Annotated in this window: 11 protein-coding genes; 2 read left to right on the top strand and 9 right to left on the bottom strand. The window is 60.5% G+C overall.

Going from position 1 to position 10185, the window contains the following annotated elements:
* Positions 1–219: 219 nt before the first annotated feature.
* From RTCK_RS19305 to RTCK_RS19295, 3 genes are all read right to left on the bottom strand, one after another.
* The gene (locus RTCK_RS19305) at positions 220–1083 is read right to left on the bottom strand and encodes a substrate-binding domain-containing protein (RefSeq protein ID WP_142521679.1); all 864 of its coding nucleotides are present in this window, start codon (positions 1081–1083) and stop codon (positions 220–222) included.
* A gap of 1 nt (position 1084) precedes the next feature.
* Positions 1085–1606 (bottom strand): c-type cytochrome, methanol metabolism-related, encoded by a 522-nt coding sequence (locus RTCK_RS19300; protein ID WP_142521678.1) that lies wholly within the window; start codon positions 1604–1606, stop codon positions 1085–1087.
* A gap of 129 nt (positions 1607–1735) precedes the next feature.
* Positions 1736–3637, bottom strand: a complete 1902-nt coding sequence (locus RTCK_RS19295; protein WP_142593999.1) for a methanol/ethanol family PQQ-dependent dehydrogenase — start codon at positions 3635–3637, stop codon at positions 1736–1738.
* 438 nt (positions 3638–4075) lie between these two features.
* On the opposite strand from RTCK_RS19295, the gene RTCK_RS19290 reads away from it, so the two are divergent.
* Complete coding sequence (locus RTCK_RS19290) at positions 4076–4423, top strand: hypothetical protein (RefSeq protein WP_235988762.1); 348 nt, start codon at positions 4076–4078, stop codon at positions 4421–4423.
* A gap of 35 nt (positions 4424–4458) precedes the next feature.
* Here RTCK_RS19290 and RTCK_RS19285 read toward each other — a convergent pair whose 3' ends face one another.
* Genes RTCK_RS19285 through RTCK_RS19275 form a run of 3 tightly spaced genes read right to left on the bottom strand, consistent with a single transcriptional unit; the run spans position 4459 to position 6990 of the window.
* Positions 4459–5208 carry an ABC transporter ATP-binding protein gene (locus RTCK_RS19285; RefSeq protein ID WP_142594247.1) on the bottom strand — a complete coding sequence of 250 codons (750 nt, stop codon included), beginning with the start codon at positions 5206–5208 and terminating at the stop codon, positions 4459–4461.
* Positions 5177–6001, bottom strand: coding sequence for an ABC transporter permease (locus RTCK_RS19280; RefSeq protein ID WP_142521676.1), 825 nt, complete (start codon positions 5999–6001; stop codon positions 5177–5179). The genes RTCK_RS19285 and RTCK_RS19280 overlap by 32 nt, the downstream gene beginning before the upstream one ends.
* The gene (locus tag RTCK_RS19275; protein ID WP_142593998.1) at positions 5998–6990 is read right to left on the bottom strand and encodes an ABC transporter substrate-binding protein; all 993 of its coding nucleotides are present in this window, start codon (positions 6988–6990) and stop codon (positions 5998–6000) included. Before RTCK_RS19275 ends, RTCK_RS19280 begins: the two co-directional genes overlap by 4 nt.
* Positions 6991–7515: 525 nt before the next feature.
* Between RTCK_RS19275 and RTCK_RS19270 the strand changes: the two genes are divergently transcribed.
* A complete protein-coding gene (locus RTCK_RS19270; protein WP_235988779.1) occupies positions 7516–7878 on the top strand; it encodes a c-type cytochrome in 363 nt (120 codons plus the stop codon).
* A 2-nt stretch (positions 7879–7880) separates the two neighbouring features.
* Here RTCK_RS19270 and RTCK_RS19265 read toward each other — a convergent pair whose 3' ends face one another.
* From RTCK_RS19265 to RTCK_RS19255, 3 genes are all read right to left on the bottom strand, one after another.
* Positions 7881–8516, bottom strand: a complete 636-nt coding sequence (locus tag RTCK_RS19265) for a hypothetical protein (RefSeq protein WP_142593995.1) — start codon at positions 8514–8516, stop codon at positions 7881–7883.
* Positions 8513–9307: an ABC transporter permease gene (locus RTCK_RS19260; protein WP_235988778.1), complete on the bottom strand. Its 795-nt coding sequence runs from the start codon at positions 9305–9307 to the stop codon at positions 8513–8515. The genes RTCK_RS19265 and RTCK_RS19260 overlap by 4 nt, the downstream gene beginning before the upstream one ends.
* A gap of 74 nt (positions 9308–9381) precedes the next feature.
* A complete protein-coding gene (locus tag RTCK_RS19255; RefSeq protein WP_142593993.1) occupies positions 9382–10167 on the bottom strand; it encodes an ATP-binding cassette domain-containing protein in 786 nt (261 codons plus the stop codon).
* Positions 10168–10185 lie beyond the last annotated feature (18 nt).

Genomic DNA, 10185 nt, shown 5'->3' with positions numbered 1-10185 from the left:
TTCACCTCCACCAGCACCTCACCCGCCCGCGGCCCCTCGAGCTGAACGGTCATGATCTCAAGCGGCTTGCCGGCTTGAACAGCAACGGCGGCGCGAACGTCCATATCTCATCCCCTCCTGAGTTTCGATCGGGTGGGCTCGATACCGGTCCATCTGGCCGATCTTCGAACCTCGCCATCCAAGCCGCGTCGGAGTCGCCTCCGCAGTGGCGTCATCCTGTCATTGCGTTATCGAATGATCCTTCTCATCGAGCAGCGGCACTCCGTAGTCCAACAGCAGCTTGTTGATGTCTGCCTGGTGCTCGCGGATGAACGTGTTCAGCGTTCGCTTCCACTCCTGATCCGAAGGCCGCACGCCCATTGTGATCCGGTAGGTCATCCGCTGGCCGCCCTTCTCCTTGATCAGGGGAACAACGGCCAGATCGGCACCCGATTTCTCGACATAGTACCCGGCCATCGGCCCCCAGATCACCGCAGCGTCGATCACCCCCTTGAGCATGTCGCCGATCATCACTTCGGCCATGGACGGTGCGATCCGCGTGTCGACCATCAGCGGGTAGACCTTGGCTTTGCGCATCAGCTTGGCGGCGGCCATGTTGGCCGAGGGAGGTGTCCCCTCGACAACGCCGATGCGCTTGTCGGCAAGACGAGCGTCCGTCAACGTCTCGACCCCAGCCAGGTCTCCGTCCTTCCTGTAGACGAGGACATAGGAGGAGCGGTAATAGGCATTGGTGTTCTGGACCAGTTCATCTCCCTGCGCATAACCCATGATGATATCGCAGCGATTGGCACCCAAAGTGTTGCGCACGAAGCCCGTGATCGATGGAAACCAGGTATAGGCCACCGAGCTTCGTCCCGTCGCGGTCGCAACCATTTTCGCAAGCTTGTCCTCGAACCCTTCGCCACTCTCGTCGGTGAAGGGCATGTTGGACGGGTCGGCACAGACACGCAGAACGTCAGGGTCGACCAGTTCGCCGGCCGCTCCCAGCCCCGCGGTCTGCGCCTGCGCCTGTAGCGGAAGAACAAGGCCCGCACATGCAACAACGACGAACGATAGGAAACGTCGGAGGACGGTGCTCGCCATCTCACCCACCCATGCAGGACGCTTCATAATCCTTCGCCCCCTGCGGCTTGTCGGCCTTCTTGGGCGGCCGGCCACGCGGCGCCGCGTCCACCGCACGCGCGCGAAGATAAACGTAGATATCGTCAAGGTAGCAGTAGACGTTCTTGTTGTCGCCGAACGCAGGCATGACATTCTCCTTGCCGCCTCCGACATTCTGCCGTCCCTCGGCAACGATCGAAAGGAAGGTGGGATAGTCCATGTTCTTCATGCTCTCTGCCAGAGCAGGCGCATAGCTGGAACCGACGCCGTCAGGCCCATGGCAGACGTGGCAGTCGGAATGGTAGCGGCGGTAGCCGCTGAAAGTGTACCAGTCGACCGTGCCGTTTTCGATCTTGAATGTCGGAGTACCGTCCGCATCGAAGAATTTGCCATCCTCTTCGGAAACGGCCGCGGCCTTTTCCTTGGTATCAGCTGATGCGGCGATGGTTGGGATCAAGACAGGAAACAAGGCGGAAAAGGTCAAGGCGAAAAGACGGAAACTCATCAAGCAACCTCAAGCTCACTGGGCTGTGTGGTCCTTGACCGGACGCACACATCTGACAATCCGAAACGCGATTGCCGGCTGGGTGCAACCGGGCTGCATCCTGTGCAGCCCGGTTGTCCGTCAGTGGTCTCAGTCGGGCAGGCCGAAGACCGTTAGCTGACCCCCGAGTGTGGTGTAGTCAGCCAGTGCGGCGTAACCGCCGACCGCTCCCAGCCCGGCCGTGCCGACAACCTGGGCTTCGTCCCCTTGTTCACGGCCCTGGTCCACGGCGCCGTGCCAGGCAGCGGCATTTTCCGGTGACAGCAAGCCCCCGGCGAGACCGATACCCGCCCAGCCACCAACACCCGACAAGACGGCGATGTACTGCTTGCCGCCGTGTTCGAACGTGTTGATGTTGCCGATGATCCCGGACGGCGTCTTGAACTTGTAGAGTTCGTTTCCGTCCAGATCGACAGCCTTGATGTAGCCCTCCAGCGTGCCGTAGAAGACGACGTCGCCCTCCGTAGCCAGCGCACCGGACCAGACTGAAAACTGCTCAGGTTTCGACCACACGATCTCACCCTTGGCCGCATCCCAGGCGATGAAGTTGCCCATGCCGCCATGGCTGTCAGGAGCCGGATACATCGAGACCGTGGCACCGACATAGGGCTGCCCCGCCGTATAGCTCACCCTGTAGGGCTCGTAATCCATGCAGACGTGGTTCGTCGGCACGTAGAACAGGCCGGTCTTGGGTGAGTAGGATGCAGGCTGCTGGTCCTTGGTCCCCAGGGCGGCAGGGCAGACCCCGGTCGTGTTTGTATCCTCACCGTTCTGGTGAGTGGAATACTGAGCCACGACCTGTGGCCGACCGTACTGATCGCTGTTCGGATCCATGACGACTTCCGTCGCCCAGTTGACCTTCGGATCGTACTTCTTGGCAACCAGGAGTTCGCCCGTATTGCGATCGAGCGTATAGGCGAAGCCGTTGCGGTCGAAGTGCACAAGGACGTCGCGTGGCTGACCGTTGATCTCCATCGCATCCACGAGAATGTTCTCGTTGACGCCGTCATAGTCCCATTCGTCATGCGGCGTCATCTGGTAGAGCCACTTGGCAACGCCCGTATCCGCATCGCGGGCCATCAAGGTCATGGACCAGCGGTTGTCGCCGGGACGCTGCACCGGGTTCCACGTGGAGGGGTTTCCGGTGCCGTAGAAGACAAGATTGCTCTTGGGATCATAGGAGAACCATCCCCATGTCGTCCCGCCGCCGGTCTTCCACTGCTCGCCTTCCCACGTGTTCAACCCTGAATCCGGTCCGACGGGCTTGCCCAGATGGGTGGTCTTTTCCGGGTCGATCAGCGTCTCGGAATCGGGCCCCATCGAATAGGCTTTCCAGGCCAGCGAACCGTCCTTGAGGTTGTAGGCGGCGGTCCAGCCTCGTACGCCAAACTCGGCGCCCGACACCCCGATGATGACCTTGTCCTTGACGACCATTGGGGCAGCCGTACCCGACTCGCCCTTGCCGCCGTCGATCTGGTCACCGTTCTTCACCGACCAGACGACTTCACCCGTCTTGGCGTCCAGAGCGACAACCGTCGTGTCTGCCTGGTTCAGGATGATCTTGCCATCCCCGTAGGCCACGCCGCGGTTCACCGTGTCACAGCACATAATCCCGATCACGTTCGGATCCTGCCGGGGCTCGTATTTCCAGAGGATCTTCCCGTCATTCTTCAGGTCAAGGGCGTAGACGATGTTTGGGAACGGCGTATGGATGTACATGATGTCGCCGATCACCAGCGGCCCCCCCTCATGCCCGCGCAGGACGCCGGTCGAGAAGGTCCACTTGACCTGCAGATCCTTGACGTTGTCCTTGGTGATCTGGTTCAGCTTGGAATAGCGATGATTGGCGTAATCGCCGGTGGGCATCGCCCAGTTCTTCGAATCTGCCGCGAGGGCAGTCAGTTCGTCATTGGCAAGTGCCGTGCCGGCAAGGGCAGCTGCCAGAAATCCGGCGGCAGTCGACAGACAGGCAGAGGTTTTGGTCAGGCGCATGCTAAGTCCTCCCGATGCAGTTATTCACCCGAGGCTCGTCATCGCGACGCAACCAGTCCAACAGGACCCACTGCGCCGGTCATGAGCGTTCATGCTGTCTGGGATCGCCTTCCGTCAGCGTGTCACGATGCCCATCGGGCTGAGCAGCGGGCACCGTTGCTGCCGGACCGATTTTCACCTGCGAAGCCTTGCCCCTCCCATAAGGCAAGGCCTTGAAGCCGGAGGACAAAGATGACGATAGGATACAAAATCCGTATAGGCAAGAATAAATACATCGGTGTGGTGCGGCGCAAAAGAATTGCTGCGCCGCAATATCACCGCATACCATCCCAGAAAGGGATTCTTGTTTAACTTGGCCTCATCAATTGTTATGATAATACTTATGTATTTGAAGCATGAACATTCTGCATCGCTTCGCGAGCCCCTTGGAGGTCGCTTATGACGCTCGCCCACAAACGCCGGTCCGCAGCGTTTTTCGCAGTCCTCATGTATGCGGCCGGTGCCTCTGCTGCGCAGGATTACCCGACAGTCGCTGTCGCCGACTACGTCTATGGCTGCATGAAGGCAAACGGCAATTCGCGTCAGGCCTTGGAAAGCTGTTCCTGCTCCATAGACGTCATTTCATCGATCATACCCTATGCCCGATATGAGGAGGCGGAGACTTTTCGAAGCCTCGGCCTGCTCACGGGGGAAAGGGGCGTCCTGTTTCGCCAAAGCGCTCCTGCCAGGTCCGCTACGTCGGATCTGCGGCGCGCGCAGGCAGAGGCAGAGGTGCGCTGCTTCTGATCGGGTTGCGACCTCCCTCAATCGTGACTGAATCATCAGGCGAAGCCTTCCACGCCGGCAAAGTGCTGCTTGAAGGCGAGAACCAGTCGGTCCAGTTGGTCCGCATCCCTTTCCGGCCGGGGCACATCGACGTTGAAGACGCCAATGACTTTTGCTGGGCGGGACGATAGGACGATGATCCTGTCGGCAAGGAAGAGGGCTTCGCGCAAATTGTGCGTCACCATCAATGCTGTGGTCGGTCGTGCGGACCATACCCTTACGAGAAGGCGTCGCAGTCTGTCGGCGGTGGCCTCGTCAAGCGACACGAACGGCTCGTCCAGGAAGAGGATGGAAGGTTCAGTCGCGAAGGCGCGGGCAAGAGCGACGCGTCGCGCAAGGCCCAGCGAGAGCTCCGAAGGATAAAGGGTTTGGAGCCCGGACAGCCCGAGGATCTCAAGCAACTCGTCGAGCACGACCTGCTTCAGCGACGGAGGCAGCGTCAGCCGGATATTCTGCTCCACCGTCCGCCACGGCAGGAGCACCGGCTCCTGGAAAACAGCCGCGATGCGGTGACTGCCCTCGACCGGCATCCGAATGTTGCCCGAATAGTCGCGATCAAGGCCGAGCAGTATGCGCAAGGTTGTGGTCTTGCCGCATCCGGACGGGCCGAGGAGGCATGCGAACTCGCCCGTCCCGACTTCGAAGGAGAGGTCTCGCAGAGCGAGAACGCCTACGCCCTCCGTCGAGCGGAACCTCTTTTCGCGGATGTCGACCTTAAGCGGCGCGGCGACGCCAGCGGCTTGCATGCTGTTCAACGGGCTGCACCACAACGAGTTCGATCATCAACATGATGGCGACGAAGGCCAGGGTATAGGCGAGGATACCGGCAACCTCGAATATCTGGAAATAGAGGTAGATCTGGAAGCCGACGCCATTCGAGCGACCAAGCAGTTCCACGACGAGAACGATCTTCCAGATCAACGCGACGCCTGAACGTGATGCCGCGGCAAAGTAAGGCTGGAGTTGCGGCACCAGAATATGCCGGACCCTGTCCAATTTGGTCAGGCGGTAGACCTGCGCCATTTCCATGAACCGTTCATCGAGCGCGCGCGCTCCCTCGCGCATCGTGACGACGACGTTCGGGATCTTGTTGACCGCCACGGCGCCGATCGCGGCTGCTTCCGTCAACCCGAACCAGATATAGGCAAGCACGATGATCACCAGGGCCGGTATGTTCAGGAAGAGAACGAGCCAGGGATCGAAGAATGAGTTGAGCCGTTGTCGCCGGCCGAGCAGGACGCCGATCATCGTTCCGACCACCATGGCAATGACATAAGCGGCAGCGACACGCCACAAGGTCATCATCAGATGGTAGAGGAGATCGCCGCTCATCAATTCGGCGAGGATGACGCGCCATACCGCCATTGGTGGCGGCAGTGCGCGGCTGGGCCAGAGCCCCGCGACGAGGCTCCACACCAGCAGGAGACCGATCAGAGATGCCGCGGTGCTCGCCAGCGGCAGCAAAGCGGCGGCCCTGCGGCGGCTACGCTCGGGTTGCCCGGACACCAAGCCAGCCCTCGCATCCTCGTCAACGTTCATGCCTTCAATGCGGCCCAATAGGTGCCGGGCGCCATCTGCCGGGCCTTTCCGACGAGCTTTTCGCCGCCCAGGGTGGCGAGGACTTCGTAGAGCTTGGCCGCATCTTGCTCCTCTTCGGCAACAGGACGCTGCGGAATACCTTCGCGGTAGCGATCGCGTAGCACCTCAAGCGCACGTTCCTCGGCACGGACCAAGGGCGCAAGCCGCTGCCATTCCGGATCGGAAGTCGCAAGCAACGCCTTTGCATCCGCACTTGCTTGGACGAAGCTCAGAGCCATTTCCTGGTTCTCGCCAGCCCATTTCTCGCGAAACACATATCCCAGCGCCGATACCGGGCCAGATGCTCCCAAGCCGCGTGCGGCATCGTCGGCACCGATCAGTCGCCGGAAGCCTTCCGCTTCCAGGCGAGCACAGAAATGCCAGAAGTTCAGGACTGCATCCAGTTCCCCCGAAAGCGCCTTCTCCGCCAGCAGTGGCGGCGCGCCGTAGACGATCTCCGCTTCCTTCGACAGGTCCAGCCTGTGATCCTGCTGCGCAAGCCCCTGGATCAGCAACCAGCTCTTGTCCAGTGGCCCGCCAGCGACGCCGATCTTCTTGCCGACGAGGTCCGGAAGTAGGTGCAGCTCGGCGTCATTCCTGACCATTACCGCGCCAACTGCCGTGGAGTAGGGCGCCAGTGTCAGCGCCTCGCCCTCCGACCGCTGGCGCGATACCCAGAGCCAGTCCGAGACTATGACATCGAGATCGCCGGCCAGCATGGCGACGTTGGTTGCGTCCTCTCCGGCGAAGTCCAGGACTTCGACATCGACGCCGTTCTTCTTGTCCAGACCATGATGCTTGATGGTATCGAGTTCCCAACTGACGGTGCCGAACTTGAGGACGCCGACCTTGATCCTCGGCAGGTCGGACGCCCCGATGGCAGGAAAGCCCACGCTGGTCGCCAGCAAACCAAGCCCCAAGCTCCCGAATTCGCGTCTTGATATTCCCATGCCACTCCCCCCTAAAGCAGTCTGCCCCGTCAGATATCGAGGCTCCCATCAGGATAAACGCATTTCCAGCGCATGACCTTCAATGCCGGTCGGCCTGCCGACCATCGCGCGATGCGACTAGGTGCTGAAACCATGCACTGCATGAGCGAGCCTTCGCTTTCGAAATAGAGATGTTCGTCGCGGCAGCTGGTTGGGCTGGCGAACAGGCAAACGGTCAAGACAAGATCGACGAGGTTCAAAGAAGCACCTTTCTTGCGTGATCGCGCAAAGTCTAACGTCGCACCCATGCGTTGAAAGCAGGCGCCGACAATGGCTCTTCAAGGTGCCCGATGAAAAGCTACCAAGAGAATATGCCCCACGCGAACATACGTCAACCGACCGCGTCGCGGTGATAACATCCGACGATGCGGTGTTGACTCGCCGGGGTGAAGATCTAACTTCTCCGCGTGTAGAGTGCCGGCGTGGGAGCGAACGGCTACACGACGGACTGGTCCTTTTGGGAGGGGTGGAATGCAGCTTACGGTAATGCTGGGGGCGGCAGGCCTCATGATCGCAACGGCGGGGCAGTGTCTGGCGCAAGACGCTGCAGCCGGCGAGAAAGTATTCACGAAGTGCAAGGCGTGCCACGTCGTCGAGAGCGACACGAACAAGATCGGCCCGTCACTCAAGGGCGTGGTCGGTCGCACTGCAGGTACTCATGAAGGGTTCAAGTACTCGAAGGCCATGGTCGAGGCCGGCGAGAAAGGTATTGTCTGGAACGACGAAACCCTCACGGAATATCTTCGAGACCCGAAGGCTTATATCAAGGGTAACAAGATGGCGTTCGTCGGGCTGAAGAAGGACGAGGACCTCGCGAACGTGATCGCCTACCTCAAGCAGTTCCCTTAAGCCTAACGGCTCTCCAGCGTCTGCGAGATCGTCTTGGCGAGCGCATACAAGCGCTGCTCGATCAAGGTCGGCACCTCGCAGACGAAAGTGAGAGACTGTACCCGCTCCTGGAAGATCCTCGTCTGGAAGACGAGCCGGTCGTTCCGAACAGCAACCTCATTGGGATCGGCGTCGGCCTTCGCCCGTAACGCATCGACAGCCGAAGCCTCCTTGCGTAGTGCGTCTGCCAGATCCCTCTGTTTGTGGGCATACCGGCCGATGCCGCTGATGACCTGCGAGCGCTCGCGGTTCATTTGTTCGAAAAGGCCTTTCACAAGCTTCGGAAGTTTCGCCTTCCGTTCGTCGGGCGTCAGTTTGGCGGCAAAGTCCCGAATCTTCTGCTCGGCCTCCGCCATCGGCACACGCCTGGCGGCGACCTCTGCGACGAGAGCGACGATTTCGGCATTATCTGCCCAATCGCTGGCGCCTGGCGGCAACTCCGGTCCGGTCCATATCTGGGCCAGTGAAAGCTCTGGCACCTTGCGCTGGATGCAGGGCCACTCGGGATCATCTCCCTGAGCTGCCGGAACCGGACTGAAGAGGGCACCTTGCAGCCCAAGCGCACTGAGGCATGCCTTCACGTGCGTCGAAAGTCTCATGTGTTTCCTCCTCCGTCTTGCTTGCGGCTGAGCAGGCCTTTCGATGGGTCATAGGCATAGATGGCGCCGCCCAGGAAGAGCAGGATGCACCCCACCACGATCCACAGGGAATACCAGTCGATCTGCCCGTAGAGCGCGAAACGGACCAGTTCCACCGCGTATGTGAACGGATTGGCGAGGCAGATCTTGTGAAGAAGCGGGCTGGCTTCCTGGATGCGCCAGAGAGGATACAAGGCGGACGAGGCGAAATACATCGGAAAGATCACGAAGTTCATGACGCCTGCGAAGTTCTCCAACTGCTTGATCATCGATGAAAGCAGCATGCCGAGCGCGCACAGCATCACTCCCGCAAGAAAAAGCGCCGGCAGGACGAACAGGTAGCCCATGACCGGCGGCTTCACGCCCCAGAACCACGCGATAGCGAGGAAAACATAGACCTGCAGGATGGAAACCGTGACACCTGCCAGCAACTTTGACACGAGCAGGAACCAGCGCGGGAAAGGGCTGACGAGCAGGGTCCTCATATTGCCCATCTCACGGTCGTAGACCATGGAGAGCGAGGACTGCATGCCGCTGAACAGCAGGATCATGCCGCACAAGCCGGGCGTGATGTAGACCTCGTAGAGGACATAGGTCTTGTAGGGAGGGATTATCGAGACGCCGAGGACCTGCCGGAAGCCTGCCGCAAAGACGAACAACCACAATAACGGGCGGACCAGCGAGGATATGAAGCGTTCGCGCTGGTTGAGGAAGCGCAAGCCCTCGCGGAAGACGATCCCGCGGAAGCACATGAGGTGGTGGCGCACCCCGAAGCGCCGTTCGTGGCCGCGGTCAGCGGAGAGGATCCCGGCTTGGACAGGCGACGTCATCGCAGCACCTCCTCCGCCTGTGCACCAGATTGGGTCAGCACTCCGAAGGCTTGGCCGATATCCTCCGTGCCGCTGGCCGAGACCACGTCGGAGACGCGACCGTCTGCAAGTACCCGCCCCTTGTGAAGCAGGACAACCCGGTCACTGACATCTACCTCGTCGATCAGGTGGGTCGCCCATAAGACGCTGATCCGCTCCTCTGCCACCAGGCGTCGTATGGTCGCCAGGATATCGGCGCGGGACCGGATATCGAGACCGACTGTGGCCTCGTCCAGCAGGAGCAGCGGTGGGCGATGCAGCAGGGCGCGGACGATCTCGACGCGGCGCATCTGCCCGCCCGACAGCGCCCGGACCTTGGCGTGCAAGCGATCCTCCATCCCGACCTGCTGCAGCAGTAAGCCGATCCGCTGCCTCGCCTCGCCCCGCCCGATCCCGTGCAATGACGCGTGATACGCGAGGTTGTGGTAAACACTGAGGTCAAGGTCGAGCGTACGAGCCTGGAACACGATCCCGAGCCGGCGAAGCGCGTGACCCGATTGCCGCACGACGTCATGCCCAAAGATACGGATTGCGCCATGCCTGCTATCGTAGAGATGGCAGATCAAGGAAAACAATGTTGTCTTTCCGGCACCGTTGAGACCCAGCAAGACCGAAAACCGGCCTTGTGGGACCATGAAAGACACATCCGAAAGCACCTGTTTGGGACCATAGGCATGACTCACTCGAGAGACGTCCAGAGCGGCGGGCGGGATCATGCCTTCATCCGCCTTCACATGCTGCATGATCCCGCCTTTCTCAGC

The organism is Pseudorhizobium endolithicum, assembly GCF_902153245.2.
Taxonomy (GTDB): domain Bacteria; phylum Pseudomonadota; class Alphaproteobacteria; order Rhizobiales; family Rhizobiaceae; genus Neorhizobium; species Neorhizobium endolithicum.
This window is presented reverse-complemented; position numbering and strand designations above follow the sequence as displayed.

Excerpts from the sequence above, each read along its gene's own strand:
- RTCK_RS19305 (WP_142521679.1), bottom strand. The coding sequence starts at position 1,083 with ATGGCGAGCACCGTCCTCCGACGTTTCCTATCGTTCGTCGTTGTTGCA.
- RTCK_RS19300 (WP_142521678.1), bottom strand. The coding sequence starts at position 1,606 with ATGAGTTTCCGTCTTTTCGCCTTGACCTTTTCCGCCTTGTTTCCTGTC.
- RTCK_RS19295 (WP_142593999.1), bottom strand. The coding sequence starts at position 3,637 with ATGCGCCTGACCAAAACCTCTGCCTGTCTGTCGACTGCCGCCGGATTT.
- RTCK_RS19290 (WP_235988762.1), top strand. The coding sequence starts at position 4,076 with ATGACGCTCGCCCACAAACGCCGGTCCGCAGCGTTTTTCGCAGTCCTC.
- RTCK_RS19285 (WP_142594247.1), bottom strand. The coding sequence starts at position 5,208 with ATGCAAGCCGCTGGCGTCGCCGCGCCGCTTAAGGTCGACATCCGCGAA.
- RTCK_RS19280 (WP_142521676.1), bottom strand. The coding sequence starts at position 6,001 with ATGAACGTTGACGAGGATGCGAGGGCTGGCTTGGTGTCCGGGCAACCC.
- RTCK_RS19275 (WP_142593998.1), bottom strand. The coding sequence starts at position 6,990 with ATGGGAATATCAAGACGCGAATTCGGGAGCTTGGGGCTTGGTTTGCTG.
- RTCK_RS19270 (WP_235988779.1), top strand. The coding sequence starts at position 7,516 with ATGCTGGGGGCGGCAGGCCTCATGATCGCAACGGCGGGGCAGTGTCTG.
- RTCK_RS19265 (WP_142593995.1), bottom strand. The coding sequence starts at position 8,516 with ATGAGACTTTCGACGCACGTGAAGGCATGCCTCAGTGCGCTTGGGCTG.
- RTCK_RS19260 (WP_235988778.1), bottom strand. The coding sequence starts at position 9,307 with ATGTGCTTCCGCGGGATCGTCTTCCGCGAGGGCTTGCGCTTCCTCAAC.
- RTCK_RS19255 (WP_142593993.1), bottom strand. The coding sequence starts at position 10,167 with ATGCAGCATGTGAAGGCGGATGAAGGCATGATCCCGCCCGCCGCTCTG.